The sequence below is a fragment of the Serratia sp. Ae19-1 genome, assembly GCF_059801225.1.
In genome coordinates, this window is the sequence record NZ_JBCHWD010000001.1 from 52,039 (window position 1) to 67,157 (window position 15,119).

Genomic DNA, 15,119 nt, shown 5'->3' on the forward strand with positions numbered 1-15,119 from the left:
CCGGCTTGCCCCGCAGGCCCGGCTCGATGCCGATATAGCTCAGTTGGTAGAGCAGCGCATTCGTAATGCGAAGGTCGTAGGTTCGACTCCTATTATCGGCACCATTCTCTCTTCCTGTTATCGGCACCACCTCACTTTTTAACTTTCCCTTTCGTACACTCCGTCACCGACTCTGCCGCAAAGCTAAAGCCTATTAATCCGGCGCATGATGCAATACCTGGGCTTGCGTGCCATAAATCGCACAACACACAAACGTCGTAAACGGGAATATGCGTTGCTACGTTGGGACCTCACCGTCTTTTTCTTATCTGAGAAGAAAGGCATTAACGCGATTAATTCATTTAAACAAGTGAGGTTGTTATGTGTGAAGATTTAATTTCAAGAACGAAGTGTTTTGTCTTTAATGGTCAAAGATACAGAGTCTTTATCTCTCATCGCAGGGGGATTGGCGGTAATTTGAACCCGCTGTATCTTTTGGATGCTAACTCCCAGTTTTCGGTCGTGACGGAACGTAACAACAGAAAACGCGATGGGGATATTCTTTATGTCGGCATTGGCTATCAAGACGGGGTGGATGTCTTGAAGGCAAGAACCCGCGATTATACGGTTCCCTCAGGAGAGAAAGAGTTTGCGGAAGGGGGCGGAGCGGCAGCGTTTTATCAGTTTATTGCCGCATGCGTTAAACCATGGGTCGAAGCGCATTATCCTGTCAACGTAGATCGGCAAACGCTGGCAGGCCATTCGCACGGTGGTCATTTTGTGTTGTATACCCTGTTTAATCATCCTGATGCATTTCAAAATTATTTAGCGGCCAGTCCATCCATTTGGTGGGGCAATGGGGCGTTGATTCCTGACGGCAAGTTAGCCATTGATGAACATGTCAATCAGGTCACGCTGATGGTGGGAGAGTATGAAGAAAAGCTTCATCCCCAAAGTAATGAAACAGAGAAAATGCAGATCCTTAGAATGAACGCCACGCCTAAGCTGCGAGCCAGAAATTTGGCGGAGAAGTTGATCGGTAATGAACAGCGCTGTAGCTTTGTTTTTTGCACCGGACGGCGCCACCCCGGCGTTATTAAGGATTATGCACAGGTGGCAAACCTGATCGCTGGGCATCGTCCACAATATGACGGGCTTTAGAATAGACATAGCGTTATTCAAGATCGATTTTATTGCTGTTAGTCCGGGCTGACGCTGCGAATCCTATCAATGCGAGTCACCTAGATTGTCAGTGGGAAGTCACCAGGGAAAATAAAATAGTCTACAAGGATATGGCCCCCTAGGGGCAACACGCTTAGCGCGGCGTCAACGGCTGGCATGATAGTCATGAATACATGCACATTATCCACTTTAAAAACAACAAGATATTAAAGTGTTGAGCCTTCGCCGCAGGAATATTCCTTCTCTTGCCGTACGTCTTTTGCTTGCCTTTCCCCGGTTAAACAACCGTTTAATTAATCACTGTTATAATTACCCCTGTTGAGCCTTGATGGGTGAATGTTTCTTCCTCAAGCATTGCGATGCGGCGCTCTGTGGAGCGGCATCCGTTTTTGGACATGCCGGTGGTTCGGTGAGAAGTTAGGAGAAGTGCACTATGAGCAGAAAAGACAAGCTCGCGGCGGCCCTGCTGGCCATCTTCCTGGGTGGGCTGGGCATTCACAAGTTTTACTTAGGGATGAAGTGGTGGGGGCTGTTCTACCTGCTGTTCTGCTGGACGGGGATCCCGGCGATTGTCGGCTTTATCGAAGGTATTATTTATCTGTTCCAGTCGGAAGAGAAATTCAACCAGAAATACAATCCTGGTCTGATTTAATGCTTTTTCTGGCGGCGCTTCCTGTTAAGGGAAGCGCCGTTTTTCATTCCGTTACTGTTTCTTCATCATCATCTTGCCGCGCATTTCTTTGCTCATCATTTTATTCGAGCTGGAAATCACGCAGTTATATTGCTTGCCTTGGTTAATGATCATAAAGGTGCTGACCGGATCTTTAAAATTCTTGTCGATGGTGAAATAAATATACGCCTGTGGCAGCGCCGCCGGTTTAAAGGCGCCGAAGGCATACACATCCGCCAGGCCCAGCGCGGAGAGATCGACCGTCAGCTCCATCGGTTTCATGGAATCCGGCGATGGGAACATCGACTTGGCCGACATCATCATGGTGCTGCTGTTGATGGTGTAATCGGTTTTGACCTTCATGCCCATATATTTCGATTCCGGCATGGAAAGTTCTTTTTTGCAGGCGGCGTCATGCTGCGGCGCCGGGCTGCCATTTTCCATCACGGCGTGCACGTGTTCCAGCATCACCGCCGCGCTGCCGGTGGTAGGCTGCGCATCGGCCGCGTAGGCCGCGCCGCTGAAGGCGGCCACAGAGGTAAGGATAATGCCTGTAACGATTTTCATTGTCGCTCTCCGGAATGCTAATAATGATATTAATTGCGGTGTGTAGCCTATTGGCTTGATAAAACGCAAAGTTATCCGTTCCATGGAGATAAAGCCTCCTCGGAATATTGTCGATAAAATATTTCCTTGCCCGTTAAAAAACGGACTTTTTTAATTGCTGTCAGTGTCTTTGCTTGTGTCCAGCTGCATATAAATAGTATGTCTAAACATAGTCAATGTTTGGAATATGCACAAATTATTGCAGTTTTTTTCCGCTTTCCTTTTCCGGTTTTTAACAAGGGGTAAATATTATATTGATATACAGGTAGTTATCTTTTTACGTTAAAAGCACTCTATGAAGCGTTATTTATGTGATCTTCATAGTCACAGAAATAACTCTGAAATTATTATCTTTCTATTTAACGGCTAATTATTCATGGCATAGGCTTCAACCCCTTATGTTTCCTGCGCTAGAATCAGGCGGCCGCTCTCTGTTGAAACAAGGATATCGCCATGGCCGCCTGGGCCCTTTTGATCGTCGGTTGGTTGCTGATTTGGCGGGATTACCCGATTTTCGGCGCGCTGTGCATCGCGCTGTTTGCCCTGCTGCAGTGGACGAAATACGCCGCTAAAGGCGCGCAACAACCCGAGGCGCAGGCCGCCGAGTGGCGCAAGACCGACTGGCGTTCGCAACCGATTGAGATGGCGCACGCCGGTGACAGCGACCGGCAGATCGGCGGCGTAGGGGAGCTGGGCATGGGCGGCCCCAACTTTTGGACGCTGCTGCTGCGCGACGGAGCGGTGGTGCATGGCGCCTGTGCGGCGCCGCAGGACGTGGACGGTGGCAAGCTGCGCCTGATCCCGACCCGCAGCCGCGAGGGTGAGGGGCTGACGGTATACGAACCCGCCGCCCAGGTGATGTATGCGCTGCCTGCGCTGACCGATCGCGAACAGGAAGCCTTGGCCGCCGGTGCCGTTGAGGCGCTGGCGCGGCTGCGGGCGAGATGTCGGCAGGTGGAGGCTACGCCGTTGCATCCGGTGCGTGGCCTGTGGGTGCCGCAGTGGGTGGAGGATCCGGCGGATCGTCTGGAGATCGCCTTGCCCAGCGGCCGTACGCTGGTGGCGCGTTCGCGGTTACCGGCGGATCTGCGCCAGGCGGACGATCCCGCCGCGCTGCTGCACGCGCCGCCATATGAGCTGTTGCTGGATAACAGGCCGACCGATCTCTGGGTACGCGATCTCGAACGCGTGGCGGAATCCCCGACGGGCGACGGCTTGAGCGTCGGCGGCTGCCAGTTCCGCGGCGAGCAGATCGTCGACGGTCTGTACCATCTGTATTTTGCCGGCGAGTGGTTCAGCCTACTCTCTTACGCGCATAAACCGGCGGGCGGGCGCGGGGCGGACACCACCTTTTTCGTCGAGCGGGTAGAGCCGCAGGATGGCGGGGTGTTCGTGATTGAATGGGATGCCTACAGCGTGGGGCCGGACGGGCGCGAGCCGCGCGTGGCGGCTCCGCCGGTTCTGGTTGTCGCGGTGAGCTGGCAGGACGCGCCGCTGCAGCTGCCCACGGCGAATAACCGCATGACCGTGCGCTTGCCCAACGCCACGGCATGATGCTTAAGGCAGCACCCTGACTTCGCCGTTCTGCAGGGTCAGCACGGCGATCGGGCTGCCGGAGAAGCATTCCCTGAACGTCCAACCGCTGGGCCGAAACGCCGCCGCTGGCAGCCCGGCTTGCCACTCCTCCCACTGCACGGCCGGCTGATCCGGCGGCAAAAAGAAGGTGACCAGCCAACCGGCTTCGCAGCGTACCGTTTGGCCGCTCGGGCGGGTAAAGGTATGCGCGCTCGCCAGCTCCATCACCGGCGGTGAAACCTCGAAGGCGACGATCGGCACGCCGGCCACGTTTTGCGGCTGAGGGAAGCGCACTGCGGTGACGCCGTTCATCGTAACGGGGCTGTTTTCGCTGCCGGGCAGGCGCGGATCCTGCCGGTTTACCCAACTTCCTTTTGGCAGCGCGATCTCACCAAACGGCCTGGCCTCGTCGAGCGTCAGGTAGCTGCGTTGGTTCCAACGATCTTCAGCCCGTTGGCTCTTGATATCCTGGATGAGGGTGCCGATCAGCGCCAGCATGCATGCCACCGGGTACACCGCCAGCGCCGAGGCGAGCAGATAGCCGCCCCAGGAGAGCGGCGGACGCGGGCGGCCGCAGCGGGCGGCGACGTAGCGCCAGCCCCACCAGGCGATCAGGATGCCGGCGAGCAGCAAGGCCAACAACAGCGCCAGCAGCCCCGCGACGCCGGCGCCATAACCTAACAGCATGGCAAGTTCCTCATGTTCACGGCGTGGTGGCGCGGTAGCGAACGAAGTAAGGCAGCGCCGGGGTATCCCGGGCGTCGTCGTAGTGGCTTTCCGGTTCGACCACGGTCTGGCGTGCGTCGTCGCGCCCGTTGTAGCGATACTCCAACGGTTGCCGGTAGCGCACGTCGGATGAACGCAGATCGAAAATCAGCGAGAGACGCGCATCGCCGTTATCCGTTTGGGCAACCAGCTTGTCGTTGCCCGCCCACAGCTGATACAGCGATTTATCGCCATTTTCCAGCAGTGCCGTCAGCTGCCCATCGGGCTGATAGCGCAGGAGCTGATACAGCCCTCTGTCCAGCGTCTGCGCGATCAGGTAGATGCCGCCATCCGGGGCCTGCGCGCTTTCGTTCACGCGCACCAGTAGCCAATGCCATTCAGTCATCTCGCCGGTTTTGCCGTTAACGGCGATGTGCAACGCGCCGGATCCGAGCACCGGGTTCATCCAGAACAGCACGCGATCGCCATCAACGGCGGTAAAGATCTCGGGCATGGATTTGCGAGCAGCTTTGCCGAAACGCGTCGATGACTCTTCCTCGCCGCGCTCAAAGCCCAGCAGCTGCCGCTCGTCCAGCAGCGCCGGCAGATTCAGCGTCTGTCGCCAATGGGCGCCGAAGTCCGGGCTGTAGAAAATGCCCTCGGTGCTGATGAAATACAGCGCGCGTTTTCCCGGCAGCGCCACCAGTTTGCCGCCGATCAAGGACGGGAGATTGTCATCGCCTTCCGCCCAGGGGAGCAGCGGTCCGATGGTGCCCCGCTGCACATCGACCAGCCGGCGCCCTTTGGACAGAAAAAGCACGCACTCTTGCGCGCTGCAAACCGCATCGTGGATCGATTCGTCGAGCTCCCCCAGCATTTGCAATCCCTTTGGGCCGACGAACAGCACCTGGCTGAGGTAGTTGGCCGCCCAGCCGTAAAAGCTGTTGTAGGCGCTGGTCTCACTTCTTTTGCTGGTGAGCAGCAGAGCGCCGTCCTGTGCCGGGTAGCTGTGGATGAGATCGTAGCGGGCTATCGTCGGCAACGCCTCGTCGCCCTGGGTCCATTGCCACTGTGCGTAGCGTTGCTCAGGAGCGAGGAAATAAAAGCCCAGCGCGCTGGCCAAAAACAGCGTCAGGATGAGAAGAGGTCTTTTATAAAGCGCTAACGTCATCATTTCAGCTCCGTCACCTGTTCCTGCCGCCATAGCCTGCGGCGCAGAGTGCGCAGGTATTTGAACGTCTTAAACGTGCGGTGCTGGTCAAAAGCGTAGAGGCGGCAGATCTGGGCGAAGCCCTCGATCAGCAGCGCCAGGCCGCTGACCATCAGCATCATCAGCAGCAGAATCGGCGGCAACTCGCTGGCGAGGCGCTTCAGGGTCCAGGCATCCAGGTGAAAGCCGGCTGGGGTATCGGCGTTATCCCACACTATCAGGGCGAGCATAATGCACATCATGATCGCGCCGAGAATGAAGACGGCGCGTGCGCACAGGTTAAGGCCGGCTTCGGTGAAGTAGCGATTGCCGCCGATGAGATAGGTCTGGCGGTCGCGGTGATTGATGATTCCACGCACCTTGGGCAACTCGGGAATGACGTCGTTCTCGCAGTACAACACCTGCAGCGGGTCGCCTTTGGCGATGAAAAGCGGATGTTGCCGACGAAATACCGGATGCAGTTTGGTATTGGGGACGTTGAGCGCGCGGGTCGTCAACGCGAAGTGCGTATCCTTCTGACGCCACGCATAAGTGTCCAAATACTGCACCTGCCGCGGGAGCTCATATTGGCAGAGTTCGTAGCTCAGGGCGTTGACCGTCTCGATGCCGGAGGCCTCGACGCCGTTCGGAAGGGGAGGCGCGGTCTGCAGCGGTGCGGTCGCCGGCACGGTGTCTGCGCGGGCGGCCCGGTATTTGATGCCGGGGATTTTCAGGCTGAGTGAGCCGGGTGGCGTGACGTCTTGCCCCAGCAGCACGCGATCCAGCGCCCTGAGCAGGCGTCTGCGGCCGCGGTGCCCGATCAGCAGAAGCTCTGAACCGACGAACAACACCATGCCGACACCGATAAGGCCGGCGATGATGGCGATAAAGAACAGGACGATGGTCAGCCAGGAGTCTTCCCGGTCCATGATGAAAAAGCCCGCTGGGAAACCGCCGGCCAGCACGATGCCCAGCAGCAGCAGGGCAAAGTATTTCAGCTTGTATTTCAGCGTTCTGTCGGGCTCCAGCCGGCCTTTCGTGCCGTGCAGCAGCCAGTGCAGCCAGTAGCTGCCGTCCCGCAGGCGGTGAGCGCCGATCTTCACCCGATCGCCGGCGGCGAGCGTGGCCAGCAGGTTTTCGCTGTCGCTGAAGTCGTCGCGGTAAAAAAAGAACGTCTGGCCGGAAGCGATGAGCCTCACCAGGTTGTCGGGCGCCGTCTGTTGGCAGGCGCATTGCTCGACGGTCACATGAAAAAATTGGGTTTGCATGTCATTCCCTGTCAGCGGGCGTGGCCCGAAAATTCATCCCTGGCGCCGGGTATTCAGCGCTTTTTCATCCACGGCAGCATGCGCACCAGCGCATTGTCCTTGACGATGTAGTGGTGGAACAGCGCGGCGGCGGCATGCAGGCCGATCAGCCAGTAGCCGAATGACGCCAGCGTTTTGTGCCAGCCGATAATCATCCGCGCCTGCGGCCGATCGGCCACCTCGGCGAACGGCATCGGCAGGCCGAACAGGTACCACTCTTTGCCGCCCAGATAGCGCGAATACACTCCCAGCACCGGTAGCGTCAACAGCAGCAGGTAAATCAGGGTATGCGTCAGATGCGCCAGGCCGGTTTGCCACTTCGGCGGCTTGGGCGTGATAGCGGGCGAGGCGTGACGCCAGCGCAGGAACAGGCGGGCGATCATCAGCGCAAACACCGTCACGCCGCAGCTGAAGTGGGTGACGACCAGCACGTACCACGGCGCGCTGCCCGGCTCGGCAAAGCCCCGCAGCTCGATGGCGGCGCAGGTGATGACCAGCAGGATCGCCACCAGCCAGTGCAGGCGGATTTGCCACGGCATGTAGGTGTTTGGCACCGGGTTACCTTCTGATGTTAAAGGGTCTGTGCGCCGATGGTAACGAAATGTTACAGGCGAGGAAAGCGCCTGCATGCAGTTTAAGCAAAATGCCAGGGGGATAGGCTTATTAAGCTATGAATTTAGTGGGTTAAGTGCCTGGCGGCAGGGGAGACAGTTAGCATCGTAAGTTGTGAAGTTAATGCGCGGTAGGTTCAGAGGCTGGCAGCTTATTAAGCGATGAGACGGGGGGCGCCGCAGCCCCGCTGCGGCGCCCTGGGGTCAGTTTAATTTGGCCTTGGCGAAATCGCTGCCGTTCACGTCCACCACATAGCCGCTCAGGTTGCTGCGGGTGGCGTAGAACACCTTGCCGGTGGCCAATGGCAGCCACGGCGCCTGTTTGGCGAAGATCACCTGCGCCTGTTGATACAGCTTGGCGCGCGCCTGCGGCTGGTTTTCCTGGATCGCCTGCTGGATCAGTTTGTCGTAATCCTTATCGCACCAGCGCGCCACGTTGGCGCCGCTCTGCACGCCGGCGCAGCCGAGCAGGGTGGCGAAGTTATCCGGATCGCCGTTGTCCGACACCCAACCGTAAAGCGCGCTCTGCTGTTCACCTTTGCGCAGCCCGGCCAGATACTGGCCCCACTCCCAGGTGACGATCTTGGCCTTCACGCCCACCTTCGCCCAGTCGCTCTGAATCATCTCGGCGATGCGCTTCGAGTTCGGGTTGTAGGGGCGCTGTACCGGCATCGACCAGATGTCGGTCTCAAAGCCCTGCTCCAGCCCGGCCTGCTTCAGCAGTTCGCGCGCCTTCTGCGGATCGTAGGCGTACTCCGGCAGTTTATCGTTGTAGCCCAGCATGCCCGGCGGCAGCAGCGAATTGGCCGGGGTGCCGCTGTCTTTGAACACGGCGGCGACGATCGCTTTCTTGTCTACCGCGTAGCTCAGCGCCTGGCGCACCAGCAGGTTGTCGAACGGTTTTTTCTGGGTGTTGAACGCCAGATAGCCGACGTTCAGCCCGGTAATATCGTGCAGCTGCAGGTTGCTGTCGGCCTTGATGGCGGCGAATTGTTCCGGCAGCGGTGCCGGGATGATCTGGCATTCGTTGGTTTTCAGCTTGGCCAGCCGGGTTTGCGGATCCGGCGTAATGGAGAAGATCAGATGCTTGCTGGCCACTTCGCCCTGCCAGTAGTGCGGGTTGGCGATGTAGCGGATCAGCGAATCCTGCTTGTACTGCTGCAGCGCGAACGGCCCGGTGCCGATCGGCCAGTTGTCGACGTATTCCGGCGTGCCCTTTTTCAACATCGCGTCGGCGTACTCGGCGGACAGGATCGAGGCGAAATCCATCGCCCAATCGGCGACGAAGGCGGCGTTGGGCTGGCTCAGCGTGAAGCGCACGTGATGCTCGTCCACCGCTTCCACCTTGGTGATCAGCTTGTCCAGGCCCATGTCGGTGAAGTATTCATAATTGCCGCCGGAAACCTTGTGGTAGGGGTTAGCGGGATCCTTCTGCCGCATCACGGTGAACACCACGTCTTCGGCATTGAAGTCGCGCGTTGGGGTGAAGTATTTGTTGCTGTTGAATTTCACCCCCTGGCGCAGGGTGAAGGTGTAGGTCTTGCCGTCCGGGCTGACGCTCCACTCGGTGGCCAGCGAAGGAGCGGGCGTTTTATCGCTTTCACGCAGCGTTACCAGCCGGTTGTACAGCACCTGTGAGGTGGCGATAAAGGTCGGCCCGGAGCTGGAAAGCTGTGGGTTGAACGATTCCGGCGAGGCGACGGTGCAGTACACCAGCGCATCGGAAGCGGCCAGCGCGCCGCCCGCCGACAACAGGCCGCAGCCGGCCAGCGCCAATCCGGCGATAGGGTGTTTTAAAAACGTCAAGGCAAGATCCTCAGGTGGAATGGGCCGTTACCGGCGAATTGATTTAACTATAGATAACGGATGGCGAGACGGGGAACAAGCCTCTCATCTGCGCATTCTGTGCGCCCCGCATTGCTTGCCTTTACGGCGTAGATCTACACTGCGGGACAATCACTCACTCGCAAGGATTTCCCGATGAGCCACTTTCGCCCTGTCGCCCTCGAACATGCCAGCCGCCTGCTGAACCACGGGCCGACGGTCTTGATCACCAGTCGCAGCCGCGACGGCGCCAAACGCAACGTGATGGCCGCCGCCTGGTCGATGCCGGTGGAGTTCAGCCCACCGCGCATCGCCATCGTGGTCGATAAAGGCGCACACAGTCGGCAGATGATCGAAGAGAGCGGCGCATTCGGTATTTGCGTGCCGGCGGCGATGTTCATCGACGCCACCTACGCGGTCGGTAGCGTGTCCGGGCTGGACGACGACAAGTTCTCCCGCTTCCACATCGCCGCAGCGCCGAGCGCCACGCTGCAGGTGCCGCTGATCGAACAGGGCTGCGTGGCGTGGCTGGAGTGTCGGTTGCTGCCGGAAAGCGGCGCGCAGGAAAAATACGACACCTGTTTCGGTGAGGTGCTGAGCGCGGCGGCGGACGAACGGGTATTCCAACAGGGGCGCTGGCACTTCACCGCCGCCAATGCGGATCTGCACACCATTCATCATCTGGGGGCGGGCAATTTCGTGCGCAGCGGCGAGACGCTGCGGGCCAAACCGCTTTAATCGGCCTTGCGTCTGCGGTCAGCATCATAGCGCTCGCGGGCGGCGTCCAGCTCGGGGAAATGGTATTCCGCCCACTTATCCAGCGCCGCCAGCGTCTCGACCAGCGAGCAGGCGACGGCGCTGAGCCGGTATTCCACATGCGACTGATTCTTTTCACTTAAATCCAGCCGTTCGAGCAGCCCATTGCGTTCCAATTGACGCAGCGTTTGTGTCAGCACCTTCTGCGAAATGCCGTCGATGCGGCGCAGCAGCTCGCCGTTGCGCATCGGGCGTTGTGCCAGCGCAGGCAGGATCAGCATCACCCACTTGCCGGAAATCAGCGCCAGCGCATCGCGCGCGGAACACTTGCTCGAATAGACGTCGCCGGGATAAGCCATTGGGGGTTACCTTCAGGTGCGTAATTGCCAAGGGGGTGAGAAAGCCACAGCATAACAGCACCACCTTACAACGGGAGAAACAGGATGAACGTGCTGATTGTGCTGGCTCACCCCGAGCCGCATTCTTTCAATGCTCATTTGGCTGAACAGGCGCGGCAGGCCTGGCTGACGCAGGGGCACCAGGTGAAGACGGTCGATCTGTATCAGGAGGGGTTTGATCCGCGCGAGGGCGCCGGCCACTACCCCAGCAGAAAGCAGGCGGACAGATTTGATGCGATGCAGGAGCAGCGCCATCACTGGACGATCCAGGCGCTGCCGGTGGAGATCCGGCGACATATCGAGCTGCTGCGCTGGGCGGATACGCTGGTACTGCAGTTTCCTTTCTGGTGGTTCGGCGCGCCGGCCATCATCAAGGGCTGGATGGATCGGGTGTTCGTTTACGGCGGGATCTACGACAGCCGCCACCGCCATGAGAACGGCGTGATGCGCGGCAAGCGGGCGCTGCTTACCGTCACCGCCGGCGCTTCCGCTCAGGCCTGTGCGCCGGACGGGCGTGACGGCGATATGCGGCTGATGCTGTGGCCAATCATGCATGCGCTGCACTATATCGGCTTTAGCGTGCTGGAGCCGTTCCTGGTCTATGGCGTGCGCGGCGGGTTGACGGACGAGGCTCTGCAGGCGCAGAACGCCGCTTTGGTGCAGGTGACGCAGGCGTATCGGGACGGTTTGAACGCGTTTTCCGCCTGGCCGGCGGTGCCGTTCAACCGCAATGAGGATTTTGACGCCGATCTGGCGCTGAAACCCGATGCGCCGGTCTACAGCCCGTTCGTGCGGCACCGCGATCCGGATTAAAACCCGGCCTTCAGCAGCTCCTCGCGCAAATCGTCGATAATCGCCGGTTCGATGTCGGGGAACTGCTGCTGAATATCGGCGATGGCTTCGGCCACGCTGGGGCCGGCGAAGGTGCCGGAGAAGGGCAGCAGCGGCAGATTGGCGTCGCTGTCCGGCAGTTCACCGCGGATCGTGCCGGTGATCATGCCCGCTTTTTTTTCCGCCGTGAGGTCGTACTCTCCCACGTTTTTGTCGATCGGTTTCATTGGCCACCTCGCTGTCGGTGAGTGTTTTGCCCTGTCTGTTAAAGCATAGTGTTTCAGGCAATGAATACCAATCAATGTATATAATATTAATATAAAACAATAAGATGACTCTCTCCTGCCGTTTGACGTTCGCGGGCGTTCAGCGCTATGCTCGTGGCGCTGAAGGAACCTTCCTCACTGACAGGGATAGACGATATGAAAAGACTGAAAAACGCGGCGCTGTTGCTGCCGCTGTTGGCGCTCAGCGCCTGCACCCAGCATCTCAGCAGCGCCGAGCTGCATGCCAAGCACTACATTTATCAAACCCGCGACGACTTCGAGCCGGGGTTCCGCACCGACGTGAACGGCAGCATTAAAAACGCCGTGCCGATGTTCGAACAATTCTACCAAATGGGGAAAAAGGATCGCGCGGCGGGCGTGGCGCGCAGTGAAGCGCAGAAAAAAGCCGACTATCTGGCCAGCCCGGAATTCCAGCAGAACATGGAACACAAAACCATCTTCATCAACCGCGCCTACAGCGGCTCCGACAATCCTAAACGCCGTCAGGTGCTCTCGCAGGAGGCGGTAGGCGCCTATTGGGACGGCTACGAAGGGCGCTGAACATAATCCCTCACAAATAGAAGGTAATAAAAACTGGTCTTCTGGCGGTTATTTGATTATAAAAACCGCCGCTAAGGACGATGTTCATAGATGAAACCAGGAGTGTTTATGTTGGCAAAAGTTAAGCGTTCGTTCGCCGCCGCCGTCGTATTGATGTTGGCGTTACCCGCAGTTCAGGCCGCGGATTACCGTGCGGGCGAGCAATACACCCGGCTGGATAAGCCGGTGGCCACCGCGCCGGCGGTGGTGGAATTTTTCTCCTTCTACTGCGGCCCTTGCTATCAGTTCGCCGAAACCTATCGCGTAGGCAGCACTGTCGCGCAGGCGCTGCCCGCCGGCGAGAAGCTGACCAAATATCACGTCAGCCTGATGGGCAAACTGGGCAATGAGCTGACCGAGGCCTGGGCGGTGGCGACGGTGCTGGGCGTGGAAGACAAGATTGAAGGGCCGATGTTCGAAGCGGTGCAGAAACAGCGCGCCGTCAACGGCGCCGAGGATATTCAGCGGGTGTTCACGGCGGCCGGCATCGATGCCGCCACCTACGAAAACGCGCGCCACAGCCTGCTGGTCAAAGGATTGATCGCCAAGCAGAACGAAGCGGTGAAAGCGTTCGAGGTGCGCGGCACCCCGTCGTTCTACGTGGCAGGCAAATACAAGATAGACAATGCCGGCATGGCCAGCACCAGCGTTGAAGGCTACGCCAAAGAGTATGCGGCGGTGGTGCGTTACCTGTTGGACAAACAGCCGTAAACCGGGCCGCCTGGGCCCGGTGTTAGCCGCCGGGTCTATTTCGCCGCGGGCAAATCCAACGCCTGACGCAGCTCGTCGCGCGCTTGCCGATACTGTTGCTGGAAATCCTGCTGCTGTGAAAGCTGCTGGCTGATCACGCTGCCGGCGATGCGGCCCATCTCGATATCGGAAGGGTAGTGAATGCCCGCCACTACCCGGTTGTCGCCGTATTGCCAGGCGCGCGTCATGATGGCGGCGCGCTTCTCCGGCACCATGTTGGCCAGGGTAATGCCCATCAGCGTGCCCAGCGTGGTGTGGCCGGAAGGCCAGGAGCCGGAGCTGGAGCGTTTGACGATCGGCTCGATGCGGCTGTCCAGCATATGCGGGCGCGGGCGCTTCCAGAAATCTTTCGCCGGATCGACCACCGCCGCTTCGGTAGCGACGATGCGATCGAAGAAGGCGCTCACGGCCGGCAACGCCTGGGCGTTGAACTTCGGCCCTATCACGTTGCTGTACACCCAAACGTTCTCTTCCGCATCCGCTTTGGCCTGGCTGGCCATCTCCGGCGTGCGTTTCTGTTGCATGTCGAGCACTTCCCGCAGTTCGCGCTGGGTCTGAGCCGAGTCGTTGGCCGGCGGCGGCGGCAGAATGTGGGTCAGATCCACCTGCTGCGCGGTGGTGAACGGTTGGGCTTCCTCTGCCGCCTGCGCGTGGAACGCGGCCAGCGCGCTGGCGGTAAACAAGCACAGCGCCAAAGCGGATTTTTGCAATGATTTCATCGGATCAGGTCCAGGGTGTCAAAGTGAAGGGAACAGCAGCCTTGTATCTTTGATGAGGGTTGTGATGATGCGATGACGGTTTCGTGGCGAATTGATGACAACACGCCCGGTGAATTGTGATCGCGGCGCCAAATCCCCCGTTGATCATTGATTGTGTGTTAACGGATTGTTATGGTGTTTTTCTGTTCAACGGCGCAGCGCTGCTGCTGTTCGAAGGGAGAGATCATGACGGCATTGGCAACGCTCCGGGACGCCGGCTTCGAAGAGTGGCTGGGGAAAATCAACACCGCCTGCGGCAGGTTCTGCGCGAAAACGCTGGGGCCGGGCTTCAGCGGAGCGATGCAGGAATTCCGCGCCCATGCGCTGCGTCTGAGCGTGGTCGATGTGTCCCAGGCCCGGCTGTACCGCACGCCGCGCGAGATCGCCCGCAGCGACGGCGCGCACTTTTTTACCGTTTTCCAGCTGCGCGGCAGTGCGTTGATGGAGCAGGGCGACCGCCAGACGGTGCTCTCTCCCGGCGATATGACGCTGATTGACGCCTCACAGCCCAGCAGTTTCACCTTCCAGCGCGATTCGCGCCAAATTTCTCTGCTGTTGCCGCGCGGCTGCCTGCCGTTGCCGCCGCCGTGCGCGCGGCGTCTGGGGGCGGAGCTCAGCGCGGTGCGTCTCAGCCGCCAACTGGTGCTGAGCAGCATGCAGGATCCGCTGCTCGCCGCGGCGGAAAGCGAAGCGGTGCTGAATGCATTGGCGGCGCTGCTGCGTCCGGCGCTGGCGCTCGAACAGGCGCGGCCGGAGGGGCCTCCGTCGGTTTTCGACAAGGCGTTGGCATTGATCGACAGGCATATCCAGTCGGCGCAGCTGCGCCCGGAATGGGTGGCGGCCGAGTTGGGAGTCTCGTTGCGCAGCCTGTATCGGCTGTTCGCCCGACAGGGGCTGGTGGTGGCGCAGTACATCAGGAACCGCCGGCTGGATCTGTGTGCGCAGGCGCTGCGCAGCGCCGCCGGTCAGGAGAAGTTGGCTGGCATCGGCCTCGACTGGGGCTTCACCGATCACAGCCATTTCTCGACCGCTTTCAAGCAGCGCTTTGGCATGTCGCCGAGCGAATACCGCCGGCAATATCAATAAGTCTGGGCGCGGGGCAGGCCCGCGCC

The 15,119-nt window shown here is 59.3% G+C and carries 17 protein-coding genes and 1 tRNA gene; 9 read left to right on the top strand and 9 right to left on the bottom strand.

Annotated elements, in window-relative coordinates:
* The first annotated feature begins 28 nt into the window (after nt 1-28).
* The 3 genes from AAIE04_RS00270 to AAIE04_RS00280 all read left to right on the top strand — a co-directional run bounded on the left by AAIE04_RS00270 (nt 29) and on the right by AAIE04_RS00280 (nt 1,813).
* Nucleotides 29-104 (top strand) — tRNA-Thr (locus AAIE04_RS00270).
* Between the two features lie 256 nt (nt 105-360).
* A complete protein-coding gene (locus AAIE04_RS00275) occupies nt 361-1,140 on the top strand; it encodes an alpha/beta hydrolase (protein ID WP_071891938.1) in 780 nt (259 codons plus the stop codon).
* Nucleotides 1,141-1,594: 454 nt separating this feature from the next.
* Nucleotides 1,595-1,813: a TM2 domain-containing protein gene (locus AAIE04_RS00280; protein WP_015376761.1), complete on the top strand. Its 219-nt coding sequence runs from the start codon at nt 1,595-1,597 to the stop codon at nt 1,811-1,813.
* Nucleotides 1,814-1,864: 51 nt separating this feature from the next.
* Here AAIE04_RS00280 and AAIE04_RS00285 read toward each other — a convergent pair whose 3' ends face one another.
* Nucleotides 1,865-2,398, bottom strand: a complete 534-nt coding sequence (locus AAIE04_RS00285) for a hypothetical protein (RefSeq protein WP_063990859.1) — start codon at nt 2,396-2,398, stop codon at nt 1,865-1,867.
* Between the two features lie 492 nt (nt 2,399-2,890).
* On the opposite strand from AAIE04_RS00285, the gene AAIE04_RS00290 reads away from it, so the two are divergent.
* Entirely contained in the window at nt 2,891-3,991 is a 1,101-nt protein-coding gene (locus AAIE04_RS00290) for a hypothetical protein (RefSeq protein WP_498576298.1), read from the top strand.
* A gap of 3 nt (nt 3,992-3,994) precedes the next feature.
* Here the strand turns inward: AAIE04_RS00290 and AAIE04_RS00295 are convergent, their stop codons facing one another.
* The 5 genes from AAIE04_RS00295 to AAIE04_RS00315 form a co-directional block, all read right to left on the bottom strand.
* Entirely contained in the window at nt 3,995-4,699 is a 705-nt protein-coding gene (locus AAIE04_RS00295) for a hypothetical protein (protein ID WP_498576299.1), read from the bottom strand.
* Nucleotides 4,700-4,715: 16 nt separating this feature from the next.
* Nucleotides 4,716-5,891 carry a hypothetical protein gene (locus AAIE04_RS00300; protein WP_019454285.1) on the bottom strand — a complete coding sequence of 392 codons (1,176 nt, stop codon included), beginning with the start codon at nt 5,889-5,891 and terminating at the stop codon, nt 4,716-4,718.
* Entirely contained in the window at nt 5,888-7,174 is a 1,287-nt protein-coding gene (locus tag AAIE04_RS00305; protein WP_498576300.1) for a hypothetical protein, read from the bottom strand. Before AAIE04_RS00305 ends, AAIE04_RS00300 begins: the two co-directional genes overlap by 4 nt.
* A 53-nt stretch (nt 7,175-7,227) precedes the next feature.
* Nucleotides 7,228-7,752, bottom strand: coding sequence for a cytochrome b561 (gene cybB, locus AAIE04_RS00310; protein WP_197667589.1), 525 nt, complete (start codon nt 7,750-7,752; stop codon nt 7,228-7,230).
* Nucleotides 7,753-8,028: 276 nt separating this feature from the next.
* Entirely contained in the window at nt 8,029-9,630 is a 1,602-nt protein-coding gene (locus AAIE04_RS00315; protein WP_019454282.1) for an ABC transporter substrate-binding protein, read from the bottom strand.
* A gap of 174 nt (nt 9,631-9,804) precedes the next feature.
* Here AAIE04_RS00315 and AAIE04_RS00320 point away from each other — a divergent pair, with 174 nt between their 5' ends.
* On the top strand, nt 9,805-10,386 hold the full coding sequence (locus AAIE04_RS00320; RefSeq protein ID WP_019454281.1) for a flavin reductase family protein: 582 nt from the start codon (nt 9,805-9,807) through the stop codon (nt 10,384-10,386).
* Here AAIE04_RS00320 and AAIE04_RS00325 read toward each other — a convergent pair.
* The gene (locus AAIE04_RS00325) at nt 10,383-10,763 is read right to left on the bottom strand and encodes a winged helix-turn-helix transcriptional regulator (protein WP_063918802.1); all 381 of its coding nucleotides are present in this window, start codon (nt 10,761-10,763) and stop codon (nt 10,383-10,385) included. The two genes, AAIE04_RS00320 and AAIE04_RS00325, sit on opposite strands and share 4 nt — an antisense overlap.
* Before the next feature lie 84 nt (nt 10,764-10,847).
* Here AAIE04_RS00325 and AAIE04_RS00330 point away from each other — a divergent pair, with 84 nt between their 5' ends.
* Complete coding sequence (locus tag AAIE04_RS00330) at nt 10,848-11,615, top strand: NAD(P)H-dependent oxidoreductase (RefSeq protein ID WP_498576301.1); 768 nt, start codon at nt 10,848-10,850, stop codon at nt 11,613-11,615.
* Here the strand turns inward: AAIE04_RS00330 and AAIE04_RS00335 are convergent.
* Nucleotides 11,612-11,860, bottom strand: a complete 249-nt coding sequence (locus AAIE04_RS00335; protein ID WP_019454278.1) for a hypothetical protein — start codon at nt 11,858-11,860, stop codon at nt 11,612-11,614. The genes AAIE04_RS00330 and AAIE04_RS00335 overlap by 4 nt on opposite strands.
* Nucleotides 11,861-12,055: 195 nt before the next feature.
* Here AAIE04_RS00335 and AAIE04_RS00340 point away from each other — a divergent pair, with 195 nt between their 5' ends.
* Both AAIE04_RS00340 and AAIE04_RS00345 read left to right on the top strand, forming a co-directional pair.
* Nucleotides 12,056-12,460, top strand: coding sequence for an Exc2 family lipoprotein (locus AAIE04_RS00340; protein ID WP_498576302.1), 405 nt, complete (start codon nt 12,056-12,058; stop codon nt 12,458-12,460).
* 108 nt (nt 12,461-12,568) lie between these two features.
* Nucleotides 12,569-13,210, top strand: a complete 642-nt coding sequence (locus tag AAIE04_RS00345) for a protein disulfide oxidoreductase DsbA (RefSeq protein ID WP_019454276.1) — start codon at nt 12,569-12,571, stop codon at nt 13,208-13,210.
* A 35-nt stretch (nt 13,211-13,245) separates the two neighbouring features.
* Here the strand turns inward: AAIE04_RS00345 and AAIE04_RS00350 are convergent, their stop codons facing one another.
* Nucleotides 13,246-13,968: an acid phosphatase gene (locus AAIE04_RS00350; RefSeq protein ID WP_019454275.1), complete on the bottom strand. Its 723-nt coding sequence runs from the start codon at nt 13,966-13,968 to the stop codon at nt 13,246-13,248.
* A gap of 225 nt (nt 13,969-14,193) precedes the next feature.
* Here AAIE04_RS00350 and feaR point away from each other — a divergent pair, with 225 nt between their 5' ends.
* Nucleotides 14,194-15,093 (top strand): transcriptional regulator FeaR, encoded by a 900-nt coding sequence (gene feaR, locus AAIE04_RS00355; protein WP_019454274.1) that lies wholly within the window; start codon nt 14,194-14,196, stop codon nt 15,091-15,093.
* The last annotated feature ends 26 nt before the right edge of the window (nt 15,094-15,119 follow it).